Consider the following 19,416-nt stretch of genomic DNA (forward strand, 5'->3'; position numbering starts at 1 on the left):
ATGGCGCGACTGACCTGCCCGTACTGCTATCGGCAGTTCGCCGAGCGGGACATGCTGTTCCGCTGCAGCGGGCTGCGCGCGGCCGACGGGAAGTTCTGCCGGCCGGCGCCCGATCCGGTCCGGGTGGAGCTGGGCGACCGGGACGAGGTGCCGCCGGTGGTGGTCGCCAACGGCCGGAAGCTGTCCGCGGTCTGCCCGCAGTGCGGCAACACCGCGACGATCCAGCTCTGCCCGCACTGTCACGCGCAGCTGCCGGTGCACTACGGCAAGCTCGACACCCGGATGGTGGCGATGATCGGCGCCAAGTTCAGCGGCAAGTCGGTCTTCACCACGGTGCTGATGCACGAGCTGATCCACCGGGTCGGCCGGCGGTTCGACGCCGCGGTGCTCGGCGCCGACGAGCGGACCCGCCGGGAGTTCGGGGCCGAGGAGCACGCGCTCTACACCGATCGGGTGCTGCCGGCGACCACCCGGCCGGCCCGGGCCGACGAGCAGGGGCGGCAGCCGTTCGTCTTCAAGTTCTCGCTCGGCGAGCGGAAACGGTTCCGCAGCACGCTGCGGCACACCGTGCTGTCGTTCTTCGACACCGCCGGCGAGGACCTCGAGTCGGCGCGCGGGGTGGCGCAGAACGTCGGCTATCTGAGCAGCGCGGACGGGATCATCGTGCTGCTCGACCCGCTGACCGTGCCCGGGCTGCCGGCGACTCTCGGCCTGGACCCGAGCCTGCTGCCCGGCCCGGCGGCGGCCGGCGACACCCCGCTCAACATCCTCACCCGGGTCACCGAGGTGCTGCAGAACCTGCCCGGCACCGGCCCGCACCGGATGATCGACGTGCCGGTGGCGATCGCGTTCTCCAAGGTGGACGTGCTCTGGGAGGCGTTGCCCGCGGACAGCCCGCTGCGCCAGCCCGCGCCGGACGAGCCGTTCTTCCCGGAACGCGACAGCGTGGCCCTGCACGACCACGTGCAGGCGCTGCTGCAGGAATGGGAGGGCGGGCAGATCGACCAGCTCCTGCACAAGCACTACCGGACGTACCGGTATTTCGCGCTGTCCGCCCTGGGCGCCGTCCCGTCCGTGGGGATCGCCTCCCGGCAGCGGGTGGCCGAGTCCGGCATCCAGCCGCACCGCGTCGCCGACCCGTTCCTCTGGCTGCTCAGCCGGCTCAAGGTGATCGAGACGGGGAGGGACTGATGGGCGTCCCGCAGATGTACTACACGTCGTGCCTGTCCGGGCTGAGCGGCTTCCCCGGCTTCCAGTTCAACGCGGTGACGCCCGGGATCAGCGAGGCCGTGCTGCGCCGGGTGGAGCAGGCCACGGCGTATCAGCCGCCGCGCTCGCTGGGCTGGGAGCCGACCGCCGAGCAGATCGCGGACGCCCCGGTGAACCTCTGCTACCTGCCCGGTGAGCCGGCCGTCCTGGCCCGCACGGTGTTCGTCGGCACCGACTACTCGCACCGGCTCGGCAACTACTTCGTGCACGCGCTGAGCCTTCCCGCCGGCTTCGAGGGTGCGCGGCCGATCGACTTCTGGGCGGCGGATTTCTGGGTCCACACCGAGTCGGACTCCCGCGAGCTGCCGGAGCTGACCCCGGTGCCGGCCGGCCGGCCGGACCCGTCACCGGAGATCGGCCGGCTGCCACGGATGCTCACCGCGGTCGCGCGGGCCGTCGTCGCCGAGGGCCGCCCGGTGATCGTCGTGGCCGAGCGGAGCGCCGACGTGGCCCGCTGCATCGGTGCCCTGTGCGACCTGCTGCCCCCGGGGATGGTCCGGCGCTTCGCCTTCGCCACCTATCAGTACCAGCCGGGCCGCGGCCGGGAACACCTGATCGGCACGGTTCCGGGCAGCGGCTTCGAGGTGACCGAGCCGGTACTGCGCAGCTTCGCGGTCTTCGACCTGACCGGCGGGCCGGAGTCGGCGGCCGACGAGCACCCGCTGGCCGAGCTGCTCACCGCGGCCGGCCCGGAGAACGCGCGGATCCTCTGGGACCTGGCCGGCGACTACGCCGCGGCGGAGGATTTCGACGGCTGGTACCCGGCGGTGGCGGCCGCCGCGCTCTGCGAACGGCTGCCGGTCACCGACGGGGACCTGGCCGCCGTGCTGGACTGGCTGCCCGGCAACGCCGCCCGGCTCGGGCCCCGGGCGGTCGCGCCGATCGCCGAGGCGTGCCTCGACCACGAGGCGCTCACCCTGCCGCAGTGCCTCACCCTGGTCGAGGTGGCCGCCGGTGATCCGGATCTGCGAGCGGCGGCCGAGGTCAGCGCGTTCGACATGCTGCTGCGCGATCCGTCGCAGGCCCCCGCGCCGCGGCTGGAAACGCCGGAAGCGCGGCGGTATGCCCGGCAGCAGGTGCTGACCCGGCTCGACGGGGCGGTGCCGGGGGCGGACACGGCGGCTGTGCTCGACCTGGCCGTCCGGGCCGGGGTGGAGCTGACGGATCAGGAGTTGACCGCGTACGGCCGAGAATTGATCCTGCCCTTGATCCTTGTCGACCCGCGCCCGCTCGGGGACGTGCCGGCACTGCGGCGGGGAGTGCTGCAGGGGCTGGCCCGGGTCGCCGGCGATCCCGGGGTGCTGCCCGCCCTCGAACAGCTGGGCGCGCCGGATGCCGAACTGCAGGCCTACCCCGCGCTGCAGCGCCTGTTGCAGCTGTCCCGCGCGGCGACCGATCCGGCGAAACGGGTGCCCGCACTGCGCCTTCTCGGACCGGACCGCGCGGTGCTCGCGGCGCTGTGGGCCGGCGGCTGGGGTCTGGAGGAGGCCGCTGAGGTGATCCGCGAGGCCCCGGACGAGTTCTGGGAGTCGGCGGCGCTGGTCGAGCTGCTGGACCGGGTGCTGGCGCGGACCCAGGTGCCACCGGGCGGATGGCCGCACTACGTGGCCGCTGCCGACTTCGCCGCGGTCCGCGAACTCACCGGCCGGATGTCGCCGGCCGCCCGGACCCACGTCGAGCAACTCCGCGCCGCCCGGGAGATGATCCGGTCGGCTTCCCCGGCGCGCGCGGTGGTCGACTACTTTGGACATGTCGGCCAGCCGGCGCGTGCCTGGCTCGGCTCCCAACTGCCCGCACTGCTGGTTACACAGGACGCCCGGGCACTCGCCGAGTTGCTGCCGGCCGTGCCGCCGGAGATCCGTCGCCACTACCGCGACCAGCTGAGCCGCACGCTCGACCGGCGGCCGGCCGACCTGGCCGTCGCCGCCACCACGTTCGAACTGCTGCACACCCACCCGAAGCGGTATGCGGAGCTCGACGAGGTGCTGACCGCGACGGTCGCCCGGTGGAAGACCCGCGATCTCGACGACCTGGAGAGATTTCTGGCGAAAAGCACGATCAAAGGCTTGCCGGGGTACGTCCGTCAGTGGCGTGAGACGCGCGTGCCGGGCCGTTTCAGCCGGTTCCTCCCCCGGAAGCGGTGACCACCATGCCCCTGCTGTTCACCATCGCCTGGTATCTGCTCGTCGGGGCCGCCTTCCTGATCCTCGGCATCCCGCTGATCATCATCACCAGTGGCGTGATCCTCGTCCGCTGCGCCGGCGCCTACCTCAAGGCCAGCGGCCAGGCGCTGGGCGTGCGACGGCCGGACGCCTCCGTCCCGGTGCCCGAGCCGCGGGACGTGCCCGCCCACGTCCATTACCTGTCCGGGCCGGCCGGGCGTGACCTGCAGCAGGTCGCCCTGCTCACCGCGCAGGAGACGAAACGGCAGGCGGACCTCACCCGGAGCTGGCTGAAACGCGAATTCTTCCAGTTCAGCATGAGCAGTTATCGCAAAGCGGTCGGCGTTCTGGTCACCGTCGGCACGGTCGGCGGCGCGGCGATCAGCGGCCTGGTGATGATCTTCGTGGCGCTCGGCGCCCTGCTGGTCTGGGGCCTGCTGTTCGTGCTGGGCAAGAGCCTGCTGTACCTGCTGCGCGGCGTCGACTCGGCGCTGTCCCACCTGCGCGGCATCAAACTGACCTGCCCGTCCTGCCACCACCGGGTGGTGTATCCGGCCTACGACTGCCCCAACCCGGAGTGCACGCACCGGCACGAGGACGTCCGGCCCGGACGGTACGGGCTGCTGCGGCGCACCTGCGCGTGCGGCTACCGGATGCCGACACTGCTGGTGCTGGGCAGCCACCGGATGACGGCGTACTGCCCGCACTGCCACGCGGCGATGGCCTCCGGGGCCGGCACCGCGCGCGAGATCGTGATGCCGATGCTGGGCGCGACCAGCGCCGGCAAGACCCGGATGATGCTGGCCCTGGCGGAAACCCTGCTGCCGCGGGCCACCCCGGCGGATGTGCCGACCGGGAACGCCCTCGCCGAGATGCGGGAGGCGCTGCAGGTCCGGGGCGCCACCCGGAAGACCATCGCGGAGGACGCGGTGCGGGCGTACTCGTTCAACCTGACCGCGAACCGGGTGCGGCGGCTGGTCCACATCTACGACCCGCCCGGCGAGGACTTCAGCGACTCGGCCCGCCTGCAGGCTCGCCGGTTCCTCCGCGGGGCGCACGCCTTCGTCCTGGTCATCGACCCGTTCGCGATCCCGGACGTGTGGAACTCGCTGGATCCCGCGACACAGCAGCGATACCGGGCGATCCGCTCCGCGCAGCCGCCGAGCTACATCTTCGAGCAGGTGCTGGACAACCTGACCGGGATGGGGGTGCGGACCGCGGACAAGGCCCTGGCGGTCGCGGTGACCAAGAGCGACCTGACCGCGGGCCTGCCGATCGGCGACGGGATCGACGACGACGTGCGCGGCTGGCTCCGGGACCGGGTGGGGATGGCGAACATGGTGCGGTCGATCGAGAAATCGTTCGGGGAGGTCCGCTACTTCCACACCACCGCGGTCTTCGATCCCGGTGCGACCGACCCGAACGTGCACGAGCTGCTGGGTTGGACCCTCCGGCGATACGGGGTGAACTGACGATGGTCACGGTCAATCCCTACCGCCGCTGGCGCCGGGCCTTCTACTACGCGACCGCGGCGGTCGTCTGCGTGCTCACCCTCGCCGCCCTGCTGCTGCTGGTGAGCGTACTGATCGACCTCCTGCACAGCTTCACGAAGTGAGGCCGGCCGGAAAGCGGAGCGGCCCCCGCGGGAGATCCCGCGGGGGCCGTCCGGTGAAGCTGGTGGATCAGAACACGGCTTTGTAGTAGTCCCAGCTGTAGCCGAGGAGCTTGCCGCGGCCGTTCTTCCAGGCACCCTTGCCGTTGGTCGGGTACAGGTAGAGGTCACCGTTGGTGCGGACACCGATCAGGTCGACCAGGTTGTCACCGTCGAAGTCACCCGGGGACATGAAGGTCGGCATGCCGTTCCAGCCGGTGCCGAGCTTGGTGCCGCGCGGGTTGATCCAGCCACCGTGACCGTTGCTGTTGTACAGCCACAGCTCGCCGGCGGCGTTGCGGCCGATCAGCGACTGGTGGCCGTCACCGAGCCAGGAGCCCGGGGTCAGCACGGTGTTGAACTGGTTCCAGCCGGAGCCGATGACCGTGCCCTGCGGGTTCTCCCAGCCGCCGGCACCGTCGCTGTTGTAGATCACCAGCGTGCCGTCGGCCTTGCGGCCCAGCAGGTTGGAGCGGCCGTCACCGTTCCAGTTGTTGGTCACCACGATGTCGGTGAACATGTTCCAGCCGCTGCCGATCTTGGTCGGCGTGGTGGAGACCAGATCGCCGCGGCCGTCACCCTTCCACTGCCACAGGGTGCCGTTCCGGTCCCGGCCGAAGATCGACTCGTTGCCGTCCGCGTTCCAGTTGGTGACCCGGAACAGCTTGGAGTAGGCCTCGTAGTTGTGGCTCTTGTCCAGGTAGCGGTAGTAGTTGAAGCCCACGTCGTACGACGACGTCTCGTCGATGTACGGCGTGCCGACCAGGGTGCCGGCGCCGGAAGCGACGATCAGGTAGCCGGTGCCCGGCTCCCGGACGATGAGGTCCGAGTGACCGTCACCGGTGAAGTCCAGGTTGGTCGGCTGGAGGTTGGTGACCTGCGCCTTGACCGCCCCGGAGAGCTGGTTCAGAGCCGCGTAGGCGCCGTAGTAGGCACCGCCGCAGACGTTGCCCCAGCTGGTGACGCCGATCTCGACGCGGGCCGCGGGGCCGCCGAGGAAGATCGGGCCGCCCGAGTCACCGTGGCAGGTGTCCTTGTGGTTGACCACGTCGCCGGCGCAGAGCATCGTCGTCGGGTCGAACTGGGTGCCGAACTGGCTCGGCTGGGTGCAGGTGCTGTCCTTCTGGGTCTGCACCGTCGCGGAGTGCAGCACGCCGGAGTCGCTGCCGCCCTCCTTGGTGATGCCGTAACCCACGATGGTCGCGTCCTGGCCGGCGGCCGGGTCGGCCGCCCCCTGGGCGATCAGGTCGGTCGCCTTGTAGACGTCGGGCAGCGCGTCCTTCAGGTCCAGGACGCTGACGTCGTTCTTCGGCGGGGTGTTCTGCGGGTCGGTGACCTGCGCCTGGTAGTTGTAGCTCGGGTGCAGCCAGGTGTTGGAGACCCGCGCGACGAAACCGGAGGTGTTGTCGGCCAGGTTGTCCCGACCGGCGATCACCTGGGTGTAGCCGTAGGGCAGGTCGACCGTGCAGTGGCCGGCGGTGAGCACCCGGGTCGGGCTGAGAACGGTGCCGGTGCAGGTGCTGGTCCACCACGCCGGGTTGCCGTTGGCGTCATTGGCGATGAAGTCGGACTGGATGCCGACGACGCCCGGGAAGTCCGCCGAGTGGGCGATGTCACCGTTGACGATCTTCGTCTTCGAGCCCGGCGTCTGGAAGGCCTTGGCGCGCTTGCCGGCCTTCAGCGGACCGGTCTTCGCCTTCACGGCTCCGGCCGGGATCTTGTCGTAGGGCAGTGCGAAGTGGCGGGCGTTCGCCGGAATTGGCGGCAGCAGCGCACTTCCGCCGGTGCTTCCAGCCGCCGAGGCCGGAAGCTGAACCAGCGCGACCGCAGCGGCCGCCACTGACACCCCCGTCAGCGCACTGGCGATGCGGCGACGCGTGGTCTTCTTGGGCACGCGAAGTCTCCTGTCGGAATTTCCCCGATTTGCCACGAGGCCAAGGGGGCCTCGTGACCCGGCGTACACCGCATGTCAGCGCTCGGTTGATCACAAGGGATGTCGATGGATCCGTGATCTTCCGTGGCTCGATGTAAGGCCGGGAGCGACACGCTAACAAGTCAGATCTTGACCTGGAAAGACCCTTTCACAGGAAAGTTGCTGTTTCGATATCAGCAAATTGGACGAAGCCCTGGCCAGCGGGTTTGAGGCGATCACCACTGGCGAAAAACTGTCCGAACGGCTATCTTGCGCCGCCGGAACGTACGGGTCCGTACCGGCGTCCAAAGACGGTTGTCGAAACAGGCCCTCGCGATGAATTTTCAGTGACTTTCCCGGACGGGAATCGGCGCTCGGTGCGGCTCGACGGAGACGATCGAGCGGCGTCCGGCGGGAGCTCTCCGCGACCGGTCACGACGGGGGTCGGCACGGCGTACCGGGCACGGGAAAGACCGCGGCGCCGGGCCGGAGCCCGGCGCCGCGGCGGGGTCAGGCGACCGACTTGGCGTTGATCGGGGCGACCGCGTTGCCCGGCTGGGCCGGCTCGGGGCGCATGCCGCTGCGCAGCGTCTCCAGCATGGTCATGCCCTGGGCGGCGAGCGAGGCGACGACACTGTTCAGGCCCTCGGCGCCGTCCAGAACGGTGACGTTGGCACCCTGCAGGCCCTCGGCGGCGGCGCGGAGCATCTCCGGCAGCTTGTCGATGATGGCCTGGTCCAGGGCGATCCGGTCCTGGGCGGCGGCGGCCTCGGCGGACAGCTTGGTGGCATCCGCCTCGGCGCGGGCCAGGGCGCGGATCCGCTCGGCCTCGGCCTCGGCCGGGCGGACCACCTCGGCGATCAGCTGGGCCTGACGCAGCTCGGCGTTCTTCTGCGCGACCAGCGCCTGCTCGGCGAGCACCTCCTGGGCGGCCCGGGCGGCGGCGAGCGGGCCGGCCTGGGACGCGGTCTGTTGAGCCTGATCGATCTCGGCCTGGAACTGGGCCTTGGCGATCGCCGTCTGCCGCGAGTACTCCGCCTGGTGGCGGGCGCTCTCCTGCTGGGCCATCGCGCTCTCCCGGTCGGCGGCGGCCTGGGCGACCTGCGCCTCCTGGTTGACCCGGGCCTGGTGCGGTGCCGCCAGCGCCTTGATGTAGCCGACACCCTTGTCGTCGATGCTGCTGATCTGCAGAGAGTCGACGGCGAGGCCGATCCGGGCCATCTCGGTCTTGCTGGCGTCGACGATCGCGTCCGCGAGAGTCTGCTGCTCCCGGATGATCGACTCGACCGTCATGCTGCCGATGATGCTGCGCAGGTGGCCCGAGAAGATCCGGCCGACCAGCGTGGGCATCTGCCCCTGGTCGCCCTGGAACCGGCGGGCGGCCGCGGCGATCGACTCGTGGTCGTCACCGACCTTGAACGCGATCACCGCCTGCACGCCGAGGGTCAGGCCCTGCTTGGTGTAGCAGTCCTCGACCACCTCGGCCTCCTGCATCGCCAGCGTGAGGCGGGTGGCCTTGGAGAAGACGGGCATGACGAAGACGCCATGTCCGGTGACGATTTTGAACGGCAACGCGTCCGCACCCCGCTGTTTCCGACCGCTGATGAGCAGCGCCTCGTTGGGGGCGGGCACCCGATAACCGAACATTCCTACAGCCCTTCTTCGATGGGCCATGGCTCGACGTCGATTTGGCGTGCGCCACGGTGATTGATGACGAGCACCTCGGAACCGGGAGGAACGGGTGCGGCCGCGTAGGCGAGGTAGTAGTGCGCGATACCGGCGACCACCAGACGCACCTCCCCCGCACGCTCGCCGCCGCGGATCGCGGTGATCACCGTTCCGATCCGGCCGACCAGCGTTTCTCTCGTCACGCCTGCATTGTGCTCCTGCCGTGCGAGCCCGCGCCGCCCCATTCAGCCGGCGGCCGGTGGCCTGGTGGAGAGCAGGGCACGGGCCTGTTCGGCGGCGCGGACGATGCTCTCCCCGACGAAGTCGGCGAAGCGGGCGATGTTCTCCAGCCGGGCCGCGGAAAGCGTGTCCGGACCGAGCAGGCGCACCCCCTCCCGAGCGGTCACCGCGAGCCGTTCGTTGGCCCGGGCGCTGGCGATCATCGACTGATAGAGGGCGTCGTCGTCGACTACGTACCGTTCCCGGCGACTTTTGTCGCGCTCGCGGCGGATCAGGCCGAGACTCTCCAGCAGGGCGACCGCTTTGGACACCGAGGCCTTGCTGACCTGCAGGCGGCCGACCAGGTCGGCGGCGGTCGGGCTGGTGTCGGAGGTGTAGAGGCAGGTCAGCACCCGGGCCACCATCCGGGGCAGGCCGGAGGCCATCAGGACGGCGGTGAAGGACTCCTCGTACTCCCGGATGGCGGCGTCGTCGCGACCGGAGGGCGACGCCGGTGTCTCCGGGCCGCGGGCGGCGGACTGCCGGCGCCGGCGGACGCGGCGCTCGGTGGCGTGCTGGGCCAGGTCGGCGCGGTAGCCGGCCGGACCGCCGTTGCGCAGCACCTCGCGGGTGATCGTCGAGGTGGGCCGGTCGAGCCGCCGGGCGATCTCCGCGTAGGCGAGGCCGTCGGCCAACCCCAGCGCGATCTGATGACGTTCCTGCTGACTGAGCCTGCCGCCCGGCATCGTGCACTCCCTCTCCCCGGTCCCGGCTCAGCGTAGCGTTCACCGCTATTCCATTGCAACGGCGTTGCATTCACTTTCATCACCATTGCAATGATTTCCTAACCCTGAGCTGCAGTGATGCTTACCCATCGCAACGAGTATGTTGCCCGTTCTGCGAACGCAACGTAGCGTTTCTCATGTCAGAAACACCGAGCAGACAGGGCAGAACGATGAAGAAGTACGACACCCGCACCGCCATCGCCGCCGTCATCGACATCCCGGCCGGCCGGGTCCAGGTCATCGCCGCCGACCGCACCGACACCGTGGTCGAGGTCCGGCCGCTGGACGCCGCGAAGAGCCGCGACGTCAAGGTCGCCGAGCAGACCGCGGTCGACTTCACCGACGGGATCCTGCGGATCGTCGCCGAGGCGAAGAATCAGATCTTCGGGGCTTCCGGGTCCGTGGAGGTGACCGTCCAGTTGCCCGCCGGCTCCCGGGTCGAAGTGCGGGCGGCCAGCGCCGAGTTCCGTGGCGCCGGCCGGCTCGGCGACGTCGTCCACCGCGGCGCACACGGCGCGATCAAGCTGGACGAGGCGGCGAGCGCCGACGTCAGCACCGACGCCGGCGACGTCACCATCGGACGGCTCACCGGGGCAGCCGAGATCAGGACGCAGAAGGGCGACATCCGGATCGCCGAGACCTCCGGCGGCGACCTGACGCTGAGCACCCAGGCCGGCGACATCACCGTGGACACCGCGGCGGGGGTCTCCGCCTCGCTGGACGCGGGCACCTCGTACGGCCGGATCGTCAACTCGCTGCGCAACGCCGGCGGCGAGGTCGAGGTGGCGATCCGCGCCACCACCTCCTACGGCACGATCACCGCCCGCAGCCTCTGACGATCCTGCGACAGCGCCCGGCCGAGCGGCCGGGCGCTGCGCCGCTTCAGCGGTCGGCGCCGCGCAGGATGCGCAGGAGGAAGCGGAAGACGTCGAGGAAGGGGCCGGCGCGGCAGGGTCGTGCCGGGTGGCGTGGTGATGTCCCGGCCGGTACGTCCGCGACGCGCGATCGGGCGCGGACCATGGACGTACCGGCGAATCGGGTTCTGTCAGTTGGTGGTGGGTTCGCCCGGGACGTTGAAGAGCGGGTGCCAGGGGTCGTCGGCGTCGATCGGGAACTCGGTCGACGGGGTCTCGCCCTTGGTGGTCCACTTCGCCTCGTACGGCAGGCCGTTCAACAGGACCCGGTCGCCGCGCTGGTAGGCGGTGCCCGGGGTCCAGATCCTGGTGACTCCGGTGACCGCCGGGGTGGGCTTGGGGGCCTTCTCGACCGGGCTCACCGGGCCGATCACCGACCAGGCGTTCTGCGTGCCGGCGGCGGGTGCGGCGGACGGGTCGACGCCCGAGTTGGCCCACTTCGCCTCGTAGACCACGCCGTGCCAGACCACCTTGTAGCCGCCGGTGTAGAGGGCGGTCAGGCGCCAGATCGGGTACGGGCTGGTCTTCGGGTCGTCGACGGTGGCCGCCTGGTTCGGGATGTCCACCGAGTCCTGGCTGCTGCTGCCGGCCGCCTTGCCGGGCAGACCGGCGAAGACCTTGGAGAAGGCCAGCGCGTCCTGGTCGACGCCGCTGCAGGTGTTGGAGTGCACGACCACGTTGGCGAAGGTGCCGCGGCAGGGCGCGTCCCGGTTCAATGACCACATCGAGACCCGGCCGAGGCCCTTGTCGACCGCGAACGTGGCCAGGCCGGTGGCGTTGTCGACGGTGAACCGTTCGGCGTCGACGTCGTTCTGGCCGATCATCGGGGTGGCCCCGATCCGCGACCAGACCTGCGGCGAGGTGAGCTTCTGACCGAGCCGCAGGTAGAGGTCGGTGAGCTGCTTGTGGGTGCCGTCCAGCGCGCTGGTGCTCAGGCCCAGCATGTTCGGGTGGCTGTCGCCGTTGTTGAAGTCCATCGTCATCACGTTGACGCCGCGCAGCGCGACACCGCCGTCGAGCATGCCGCGGACCACGCCGACCCCGTCGTCGGTGAGGCCGTTCGGCGTCACCGGCAGGGTCAGCCACACGGCGAGCGGCTTGCCGGCCGCCTCCCGCTCCTTCTGCACCGCGGCGACCGCTGTCACGCGGCGCTGCAGGGACGCCTGGTCGGCCACGGCGGTGCCTTCGATGTCCAGGTCGAGCGTCTTCACGTCATAGCGTTTCACCAATTGGCGGTACGCGTCGGTGAGCTTGGCCTGGTCGGCACACGCCACCGCGAGCTCCTGGTTGGCCAGCCCGCCGAGGCTCAGCGTGATGTCGCCGCCGGCCTGGCGCAACTGGTCGATCCGGCGGTCGAGTTCCAGCGAGGTGGCCGCCGCGTCCAGCGAGTAGGCGCCGCCCCAGCTGGGGGCGCAGGCGCTCTTCGGGTCGGCGACGACGAAGCCGAGGGCCACGTTCTTGGCCGGGTTCGCGGTCGGGTCCTGGAACTGGAAGGTCGGGGTCAGCGTGACGTCGACGTACGGCACCGCCCAGGACTTCGCGGTCGGACCGGAGGTGTCCCGCAGATGCATCACGCCGAGGGTGCCGCCGGCGCCGACCGCACCGAGCGCGAGCACCAGCATTCCCAGCCTCGTCCACGACAGCCGGCGGCGCGGCTGCTCCGGTTCCTGCCAATCCGGGTCGGCGAGCGGATCGATACCCGTTCGCGCGGCTACGGCTGTGGCGCGGTCCGTCATGAAAACCCTTTCCCTGGAGTCGCTAAACGCTGACCCACATCCGCGATTTCCGCGATCGGGTGAATGGGGGAAGTCGTCCAATCTGGAATCCGGAGCGCCAGATCCTGATCTTGCGATGACAATTCCGCCGGATGCCGTCTCTCCGCGTCATCGCAATTCGCACCGAAGGGCCCAAACACGCATGTCATCCACATCGGCGGACCAGCGCAAGCGGGACGCCCAGCGACAATGGGGCGCCGACCGGCGGACTGATCCTCATCCGATCGTTCCGCCCCCGGTATCCGAAGGCAGGATCACCCGGGGCCGGCTCGCTATCGTGGTGACCATCACGGTGTGGGCCGGTTACATCGCCTATACGATTTTCGAGCAATTCATCGTCGGTAAGGCGTACAACGCACGGCTGGGTGCCGAGGCGATCGCCTATATGCTCGTCATCACCGGTCTCGCCGCTTCCGCAATCGCCTACCTGATCACCCGGATCGGCTACTTCTATCGTGGCCGCGGTCACCAGCGGGCGCCACGGATCATGCTCGACGAGTTCATCGGCGGCAAGACCCCGTCCTTGACGGTTTTGGTGCCGTCATATCAGGAAGACGAGCGGACCAACCGCAGCACGCTGCTCTCCGCCGCTCTGCAGGAATATCCGGGGCTGCGGGTCACGCTGCTGATCGACGACCCCCGGGCGCCGAAGACCCGGGCCGCCCGGGACATGCTGCTGGCCGCCCGGGCGCTGCCCGGCAAGATCGAGGCTGAGCTGCAGGTTCCGTACCGGCGGGTGGCGGCCGCGTTCGCGGCCTTCGACGAGCAGGTGCGGTTCCGCGGCGGCCATCTGGTGGTCCCGGACGACATGCGCCGGCTCGCCGACGAGTACCGGTTCGCCTCCGACTGGCTGTACGACCTGGGCGCCCGGCAGGAGATGGTCGACCACACCGACACCTTCTTCGTCGAGCACATCCTGCACCCGCTCGCGGTCGAGCTGGGCCAGATCGCCGGCGCGCTGGTCAAGGGTGCCGACGAGCAGGTGGCACTGCCGCTGCCGCGGATGAACCAGCTGCACAAGCGGCTCCTCGCGATCTTCGACGCGCAGGTGACCAGCTTCGAGCGCAAGAAGTACGTGTCGCTGTCGCACGAGCCGAACAAGGCGATGAACCTCAACAGCTACATCGGGCTGATGGGCGGGGCGTACCAGGAGGTCAACACCCCGCTGGGAACCGCGCTGGTGACGGCCGGGCCGAACCGGGCTGATCTGGTGGTGCCGAACCCGGACTACGTGCTGACCCTGGACGCCGACAGCGTGCTGCTTCCCGAGTACGCACTGCGGCTGGTCCACCTCATGGAGCAGGGGGCGTTCGCGCAGCATGCGGTGGTGCAGACGCCGTACAGCGCATATCCCGGCTCGGGCACCCGGGTGGAGCGGATCTCCGGCGCGACCACCGACATTCAGTACATCGTGCACCAGGGGATGACCCACTACGGTGCGACGTTCTGGGTGGGGGCCAACGCCGTACTCCGCAAGAAGGCTCTCGACGAGATCTGCGAGGTCTCGTACGAGGGCGACTGGGAGATCAAGCGCTACATCCAGGACCGGACCGTCATCGAGGACACCGAGTCGACGATCGACCTGGGTGTCCGCGGCTGGACCCTGCACAACTACCCGGAACGGCTCGCCTACAGCGCGACCCCGCCGGACTTCGGCTCGCTCGCCATCCAGCGGCAGCGCTGGGCCAACGGCGGCCTGCTGATCCTGTCCCGGCTCAAGGACCAGTTCAAGGCGAAGAGCAAGCGCGAGGACAAGAACCGGTTCGGCGAGTACTTCCTGCGGGTCAACTACATGGCGTCCATCTTCTGGAGCTCCATGTGCCTGGTGATCATGCTGGTGTACCCGTTCAACAACGAGCTGCTCAACCCGTTCCTGCTGCTCATCTCGGTGCCGTACTTCTTCATGATGGCGGCCGACCTGAAGCACCTCGGGTACAAGCGGACCGACATGCTGCGCATCTACGGCTTCAACCTGATCCTGCTGCCGGTCAACCTCTCCGGCAGCATCGCCTCCCTGCTGCAGCTGCTGACCGGCGAGAAGAGCGCGTTCAAGCGGACGCCGAAGGTCCGCAACCGGACCACCACCGCGACCAGCTACCTGCTCCTGCCGCTGGCCCTGGTGGTGCTCTGCCTCTACACGGTGTGGCACGACGTGCGGCTGCACCAGTGGAACAACCTGGTCTTCGCCGGCCTGAACCTGGTGCTGTCGCTGTACGCGGTGATCGCCTTCATCGGCCTCGGGAACACCGTCGTCGACCTGGCCACCCATCTGCGGGACTGGCTGGTGCCGGTGGCCACCCCGAAGAAGGTCCGCAAGTCCTCGGCTTCGAAGAAGGCCGCCGCGCCCAAGGCGGCGGCGATCGGCGACTGGGCCACCGTGCTGCACTACCGGCACGAGACCGGCGCCACCGCCGGGCAGGTCACCGTGCGGCTGCAGCGCACCGACACCGGCGCGTGGAAGACCGACAGGCCCACCTCGGCGAGCCGGGCGCACCTGTTCGAGGAGTTCAGCTTCTTCACGGTGTTCCAGCCGATCCACAACATGATCAACGGGCACGTGGTCGGGTACGAGGCGCTCACCCGCTTCGCCGACGGCAGCAACCCGCGCGAGGGTTTGGAGGCGGCCGCCCAGCGCGGCGTGCACGTCGCCCTGGACGCCGCGCTGGTCCAGGCGGCCATCGCGTCGTCGTCGTCGCTGCCGAACGGCACCTGGCTGGCCGTCAACGTCTCCACCGACCTGCTGCGCCGCCCGCACGAGCTGGCGCCGCTGCTCGCCGAGGCCAAGCGTCCGCTGATCGTCGAGGTGGGCGGCCCGGTGCCGGCCGAGGTCGGGCAGCTGGGCGGAACCGTCCGGCTCGCGGTCGACGACCTGGGGTTGGGCTACGAGACGCTGGCCCTGCTCGAATCGGCCCGGCCGGCGTTCCTCAAGCTGAGCCTGGACACGGTGCAGAACCTGGAGAACGAGACGGCGCGGCAGGCGTCGATCCGGACCCTGGTGGAGTTCGCCGAGCAGCACGGCTGCACGATCATCGCCGAGGGCATCGAGACGGCCGCGCAGCGGGATGCGCTGGTGGCCTGCGGGGTGCCGTTCGGGCAGGGCTTCTACCTGGGCAAGCCGGTCCCGGTGGAGCGGGTCCTGGCCGGCGTCGGCGGCTGGTGACACGCGTACAGCCGGCAGCATGAGAGGGGCCGTGACCCGCGGGTCACGGCCCCTCTTCCGTGCCCGGCCCGGGAGACGCGAAAGAGGCCCGGTCCGCGTCGCCGCGGGCCGGGCCTCTTTTCAGATCAGTTCAGATCAGCTGGTGAAGCGGGTCCGGCGACGACGGACCAGCATCAGCGCGAGGCCGCCGATGACCAGCAGGACCACGCCACCGCCGGCGACCGTGCTGGCGGCCGAGCCGGTCAGGGCCAGGTGGCCACCGGACGTCGGGCTGGTGCTGGCGCCCGGGACGGCCGCCGACGGGCTCTGCGAGGCCTTCGAGGTGGACGCCGACGGCTTCGGCGAGGCGGCGGTGGTCGTGGTGACCGGGGCCGGGGTGAAGGTGGCCTCGGCGGACGCGGTGACCGGCTTGCCGATGCTGGAACCCAGGATCAGCTTCTGGTGCTTGTCCTTGCCACCGCTGTACAGGAAGACCCGGCCGAACGAGACGGAGTCCTCGGCGTTCAGGGTGACGGTGGCCTTGCCGGCGTCGGCCGCGGTCAGCCAGAACTTGCCGCCGTTGCTGGTGCTGGTGACCGGCTTGCCGTCGGCGTCGACCGCGGAGCCGCCCTTGACCGAGACGCTGATCGCGCTGGCCGGACCCGCGACGGTGAACGGGCCGGCCTTCTCGCCGGCCTTGGCGGTGGCGCTGGCCGGGGTGACGGTCAGCTGGGCGGCCGGCTCCGGCTGGTCCACCGCGTTGGTGGTCAGGTAGTCGTAGATGCCCTTGACCACGTCGTACTGCGGCTTGTCGGTGAGCCGGGCGCCGTCGGAGTACGCGCCCAGGTCGATGCCGTCGCTGAAGTGCCAGACGGCGGTCTGGGTGCCGAAGTACAGCAGCTTGCGCTGCCGCGCCTCGTCCAGCTGCGGCATCTGCACGTGGGCGGCGGTGAGCAGGGCGTTGATGTCCCCGTTCGGGTAGCCGTGGGCGAGCACCCACTGCACCTTGGTGAGGTTTTTGACCTCGGACTCGTCCCAGGTGCCCTCGGTGTACGGCTCGTTCGCCGCGAGCCCGGTGTGGTAGTCGATGCAGAAGATCGGGACGGTCTGGCCCTTGATGGTGAACTGGATGCCACCGACCGAGTGGGCCTTACCGCCCAGCACCAGGGTGACGGCGCCGTCGGTCATCCGCGACGGAACACCGGTGGTGGGCTCGTCGGCGGCCGCGGGGGCAGCGGCACCGAGCAGCAGCGCGCCGCCGGCGGCAGCGGCCATGGCGACCTGCGCCCAGCGCCGTCCTGATCGTCCGAGCATGTGTGGAACCTCTCTCCAGGGTTGGGGGGTAACCCGCTTTGTGGCCAGCCAGGAATCGACGCTTCTCATTCCTGCGGCGCCCCATATTACGTCGGGACCTTACCGTCGCGACGGTGCGGGTGCGGCTCGTCCGTTTGCATGATCCAATAGCGCCCATTTCCCGGTAGGGTCAAGCCCCTCGGGCGCCGGGAACGCTCCCACCTGGGCTTATCTCCACATCGGACGCCGCTCGTCAGTCAGCGACATTGACAGTGGCGATTCCCCTCCCCGGATTGAGAGCGCTCTCAAAACGCCTGTAGGAGTCCCCATGCCCCGTGCAACAACGTTGTTGAGCACGTTCACCGCGCTCGTCGCCGAGGTCGGGGGCCCGATCGCACGGACCCCGTACGCCGCGCTCGACTGCTCAGCTCCCGACCGTCCTTAACGAAACTCTTACCGACTGCGAGCGGGGCGCTGACCCGCGGTCCGCAGGATCGTGGTCATGAAGCGAACCCTGGCTGTCGCGCTCATGCTCGGCGCGCTGATCACCGGCGGCTGCGACCGTGGCGCGCCACGGGCGACGAACCCGCCGGCTCCGGCGGCGACGCAGGCCGATGACGGCGTCGACTCGCTCCTCGACGACGCCGGCACCCAGCTCAGCCACGACGATCAACCCGCTGAAGACGAGGATTGAGGTCCCCCATGCACCGTGTTCTCACCGCATCCCTGATCGCCGCGCTCGGCGTGTCACTCGCCGGGTCGCCCGCGGAGGCCGCCGCGCTCGGCGGGTCGCCCGCGCAGGCCGCCAAGCCCCTCGACGTGGTAAAGAAGGCGGTGGCCGCCCGGATCGACAAGCGGCTCGACGCCCTCCGGAAGGACGCCGCCGCGCTCGGCGGGGCCAAGCACCTGCAGGCCGCCCACAAGCAGGCGTTGCAGCAGCTCATCGACGGCCAGTCGGCCGGCCTGACCGCGTTGAAGTCCAAGGTGGAGGGCGAGACGACCGCCGCGGGGCTGAAGGCGGACGCGCGCAGCATGGTGGTCGACTACCGGGTGTTCATGCTGACCGGGCCGAAGGTGCGGCTGTCGGTGGCGATCGACGCCGAGCTGGCCGCCGCGGACCGGCTGCACGACCGGCCCGGCGCCGACGACGCCAAGCTCGACGCCGTGCAGAAGTCGCTGGCCGGCAAGGTCGACGCGTTGCTCGCGATCCAGCCCGGTGCGGACGGTGCGGCGGTGCGCGCCCAGGTCACGACGATCCGTACGACCGCGAAAGGGGCCCGCAGCGACCTGAAGGCGATCAGCGGGAAGAAGTAGCGCTGCCGTAGCGGGCGGACCGCCCCAACTGCTCCTCGATCCGGATGAGCTGGTTGTATTTGGCGGTCCGGTCGCTGCGCGACAGCGAGCCGGTCTTGATCTGGCCGCAGTTGGTGGCCACCGCCAGGTCGGCGATCGTGGTGTCCTCGGTCTCCCCGGACCGGTGCGAGATCACCACCCGGTAGCCGGCCCGGTGCGCGGTCTCGACGGTCCGGAGGGTCTCGGTCAGCGTGCCGATCTGGTTGACCTTCACCAGGATCGCGTTGGCGTACCCGCCGTCGATGCCGCTCTGCAGGCGATCCGCGTCGGTGCAGAACACGTCGTCGCCGACCAGCTGGATCCGGTCGCCGGCCTGCGCGGTGAGCTTGCGCCAGCCGGCGAAGTCGTCCTCGGCCATCGGATCCTCGATCGAGCTGATCGGGTACGCCGCGGCCAGCTCCAACAGGTAGTCGATGTGCTCGTCAGCCGTGCGGGTGCGGCCTTCCCCGGTGTACTCGTAGGCGCCGCCCCGGTAGAACTCGGAGCTGGCCGGGTCGAGACAGATGGTGACGTCGATGCCGGGCCGGTACCCGGAGTCCCGGACGGCCTGGACCACGAAGCGCAGCGCCTCGTCGGCGTCGGCGAAGTTCGGGGCGAATCCGCCCTCGTCCCCGACGTTGGTGCTGTGGCCGGCCGCGGCCAGCCGGCGACGCAGCGTGTGGAACACCTCCGACCCGATGCGTACGGCCTCGAAGAAGTTCTCCGCGCCGATCGGCGCGATCATGAATTCCTGGAAGTCGAGCGGGTTGTCGGCGTGGGCGCCGCCGTTGATGATGTTCATCATCGGCACCGGCAGCGTCCGGGCGCCGGCCCCGCCGAGGTAGCGGTACAACGGCTGCCGGTGCGCCTGTGCCGCGGCCTTCGCCGTCGCCAGGGACACCCCGAGGATCGCGTTCGCGCCCAGGCGTCCCTTGTCCCCGGTACCGTCGAGATCGATCATCGTCGTGTCGACGAGCGCCTGGTCCTCGGCCTCCAGCCCGGTCACCGCCGCGGCGATGGCGCCGTTGACCGCGGCCACCGCCCGGCTGACCCCCTTGCCGTGGAATCGTTCCGGGTCACCGTCGCGCAGCTCGACCGCCTCGTTCGCCCCGGTCGACGCACCCGACGGCACCGCTGCCCGGCCGGACGAGCCGTCCGCGAGCACCACGTCGACCTCGACGCTCGGGTTGCCCCGGCTGTCGAGGATCTGCCGTCCGATCACCCGGCTGATCGCCGTCATCGCACTCTCCCCTGCTCCTGTCACGTCTGCCCGACCAGACTCGCCGGTCGCCGGCGG

The 19,416-nt window shown here is 70.1% G+C and carries 15 protein-coding genes; 8 read left to right on the top strand and 7 right to left on the bottom strand.

Annotated elements, in window-relative coordinates; all coding sequences use genetic code 11:
- Genes ACSP50_RS40525 through ACSP50_RS42875 form a run of 4 tightly spaced genes read left to right on the top strand, consistent with a single transcriptional unit; the run spans position 1 to position 5,046 of the window.
- On the top strand, positions 1-1,191 hold the full coding sequence (locus tag ACSP50_RS40525) for a hypothetical protein (RefSeq protein ID WP_014695138.1): 1,191 nt from the start codon (positions 1-3) through the stop codon (positions 1,189-1,191).
- The gene (locus ACSP50_RS40530; protein ID WP_014695139.1) at positions 1,191-3,413 is read left to right on the top strand and encodes a GTPase-associated protein 1-related protein; all 2,223 of its coding nucleotides are present in this window, start codon (positions 1,191-1,193) and stop codon (positions 3,411-3,413) included. Before ACSP50_RS40525 ends, ACSP50_RS40530 begins: the two co-directional genes overlap by 1 nt.
- Positions 3,414-3,418: 5 nt before the next feature.
- On the top strand, positions 3,419-4,903 hold the full coding sequence (locus tag ACSP50_RS40535) for a GTPase domain-containing protein (RefSeq protein WP_014695140.1): 1,485 nt from the start codon (positions 3,419-3,421) through the stop codon (positions 4,901-4,903).
- 2 nt (positions 4,904-4,905) lie between these two features.
- The gene (locus tag ACSP50_RS42875) at positions 4,906-5,046 is read left to right on the top strand and encodes a hypothetical protein (RefSeq protein ID WP_014695141.1); all 141 of its coding nucleotides are present in this window, start codon (positions 4,906-4,908) and stop codon (positions 5,044-5,046) included.
- A 67-nt stretch (positions 5,047-5,113) separates the two neighbouring features.
- Here ACSP50_RS42875 and ACSP50_RS40540 read toward each other — a convergent pair whose 3' ends face one another.
- The 4 genes from ACSP50_RS40540 to ACSP50_RS40555 all read right to left on the bottom strand — a co-directional run bounded on the left by ACSP50_RS40540 (position 5,114) and on the right by ACSP50_RS40555 (position 9,627).
- A complete protein-coding gene (locus ACSP50_RS40540; protein WP_014695142.1) occupies positions 5,114-6,976 on the bottom strand; it encodes a trypsin-like serine protease in 1,863 nt (620 codons plus the stop codon).
- A gap of 528 nt (positions 6,977-7,504) precedes the next feature.
- Positions 7,505-8,641, bottom strand: a complete 1,137-nt coding sequence (locus ACSP50_RS40545; RefSeq protein WP_014695143.1) for a flotillin family protein — start codon at positions 8,639-8,641, stop codon at positions 7,505-7,507.
- 2 nt (positions 8,642-8,643) lie between these two features.
- Positions 8,644-8,865, bottom strand: a complete 222-nt coding sequence (locus ACSP50_RS40550) for a hypothetical protein (RefSeq protein ID WP_014695144.1) — start codon at positions 8,863-8,865, stop codon at positions 8,644-8,646.
- Between the two features lie 42 nt (positions 8,866-8,907).
- Positions 8,908-9,627, bottom strand: a complete 720-nt coding sequence (locus tag ACSP50_RS40555; protein ID WP_014695145.1) for a GbsR/MarR family transcriptional regulator — start codon at positions 9,625-9,627, stop codon at positions 8,908-8,910.
- Positions 9,628-9,836: 209 nt separating this feature from the next.
- On the opposite strand from ACSP50_RS40555, the gene ACSP50_RS40560 reads away from it, so the two are divergent.
- On the top strand, positions 9,837-10,502 hold the full coding sequence (locus tag ACSP50_RS40560; protein WP_014695146.1) for a DUF4097 family beta strand repeat-containing protein: 666 nt from the start codon (positions 9,837-9,839) through the stop codon (positions 10,500-10,502).
- Between the two features lie 209 nt (positions 10,503-10,711).
- Here ACSP50_RS40560 and ACSP50_RS40565 read toward each other — a convergent pair whose 3' ends face one another.
- Positions 10,712-12,316, bottom strand: a complete 1,605-nt coding sequence (locus ACSP50_RS40565; protein ID WP_052311846.1) for a chitinase — start codon at positions 12,314-12,316, stop codon at positions 10,712-10,714.
- A gap of 319 nt (positions 12,317-12,635) precedes the next feature.
- Between ACSP50_RS40565 and ACSP50_RS40570 the strand changes: the two genes are divergently transcribed.
- Positions 12,636-15,515, top strand: coding sequence for a glycosyltransferase family 2 protein (locus ACSP50_RS40570; RefSeq protein WP_231956818.1), 2,880 nt, complete (start codon positions 12,636-12,638; stop codon positions 15,513-15,515).
- Between the two features lie 135 nt (positions 15,516-15,650).
- Here the strand turns inward: ACSP50_RS40570 and ACSP50_RS40575 are convergent, their stop codons facing one another.
- Positions 15,651-16,808: a thioester domain-containing protein gene (locus ACSP50_RS40575; RefSeq protein WP_014695149.1), complete on the bottom strand. Its 1,158-nt coding sequence runs from the start codon at positions 16,806-16,808 to the stop codon at positions 15,651-15,653.
- Positions 16,809-17,289: 481 nt separating this feature from the next.
- Here ACSP50_RS40575 and ACSP50_RS40580 point away from each other — a divergent pair, with 481 nt between their 5' ends.
- Together ACSP50_RS40580 and ACSP50_RS40585 are read left to right on the top strand one after the other, a co-directional pair.
- Positions 17,290-17,481: a hypothetical protein gene (locus ACSP50_RS40580; protein WP_014695151.1), complete on the top strand. Its 192-nt coding sequence runs from the start codon at positions 17,290-17,292 to the stop codon at positions 17,479-17,481.
- A gap of 8 nt (positions 17,482-17,489) precedes the next feature.
- Positions 17,490-18,101, top strand: a complete 612-nt coding sequence (locus tag ACSP50_RS40585) for a hypothetical protein (protein ID WP_014695152.1) — start codon at positions 17,490-17,492, stop codon at positions 18,099-18,101.
- Here ACSP50_RS40585 and eno read toward each other — a convergent pair.
- Positions 18,085-19,359: a phosphopyruvate hydratase gene (eno, locus tag ACSP50_RS40590; RefSeq protein WP_014695153.1), complete on the bottom strand. Its 1,275-nt coding sequence runs from the start codon at positions 19,357-19,359 to the stop codon at positions 18,085-18,087. The genes ACSP50_RS40585 and eno overlap by 17 nt on opposite strands.
- Positions 19,360-19,416 lie beyond the last annotated feature (57 nt).

The sequence above is a fragment of the Actinoplanes sp. SE50/110 genome, assembly GCF_900119315.1.
Taxonomy (GTDB): domain Bacteria; phylum Actinomycetota; class Actinomycetes; order Mycobacteriales; family Micromonosporaceae; genus Actinoplanes.

Excerpts from the sequence above, each read along its gene's own strand:
- ACSP50_RS40565 (WP_052311846.1), bottom strand. The coding sequence starts at position 12,316 with ATGACGGACCGCGCCACAGCCGTAGCCGCGCGAACGGGTATCGATCCG.
- ACSP50_RS40535 (WP_014695140.1), top strand. The coding sequence starts at position 3,419 with ATGCCCCTGCTGTTCACCATCGCCTGGTATCTGCTCGTCGGGGCCGCC.
- ACSP50_RS40580 (WP_014695151.1), top strand. The coding sequence starts at position 17,290 with ATGAAGCGAACCCTGGCTGTCGCGCTCATGCTCGGCGCGCTGATCACC.
- ACSP50_RS42875 (WP_014695141.1), top strand. The coding sequence starts at position 4,906 with ATGGTCACGGTCAATCCCTACCGCCGCTGGCGCCGGGCCTTCTACTAC.
- ACSP50_RS40545 (WP_014695143.1), bottom strand. The coding sequence starts at position 8,641 with ATGTTCGGTTATCGGGTGCCCGCCCCCAACGAGGCGCTGCTCATCAGC.
- ACSP50_RS40555 (WP_014695145.1), bottom strand. The coding sequence starts at position 9,627 with ATGCCGGGCGGCAGGCTCAGTCAGCAGGAACGTCATCAGATCGCGCTG.
- ACSP50_RS40575 (WP_014695149.1), bottom strand. The coding sequence starts at position 16,808 with ATGCTCGGACGATCAGGACGGCGCTGGGCGCAGGTCGCCATGGCCGCT.
- ACSP50_RS40585 (WP_014695152.1), top strand. The coding sequence starts at position 17,490 with ATGCACCGTGTTCTCACCGCATCCCTGATCGCCGCGCTCGGCGTGTCA.
- ACSP50_RS40560 (WP_014695146.1), top strand. The coding sequence starts at position 9,837 with ATGAAGAAGTACGACACCCGCACCGCCATCGCCGCCGTCATCGACATC.
- eno (WP_014695153.1), bottom strand. The coding sequence starts at position 19,359 with ATGACGGCGATCAGCCGGGTGATCGGACGGCAGATCCTCGACAGCCGG.
- ACSP50_RS40525 (WP_014695138.1), top strand. The coding sequence starts at position 1 with ATGGCGCGACTGACCTGCCCGTACTGCTATCGGCAGTTCGCCGAGCGG.
- ACSP50_RS40530 (WP_014695139.1), top strand. The coding sequence starts at position 1,191 with ATGGGCGTCCCGCAGATGTACTACACGTCGTGCCTGTCCGGGCTGAGC.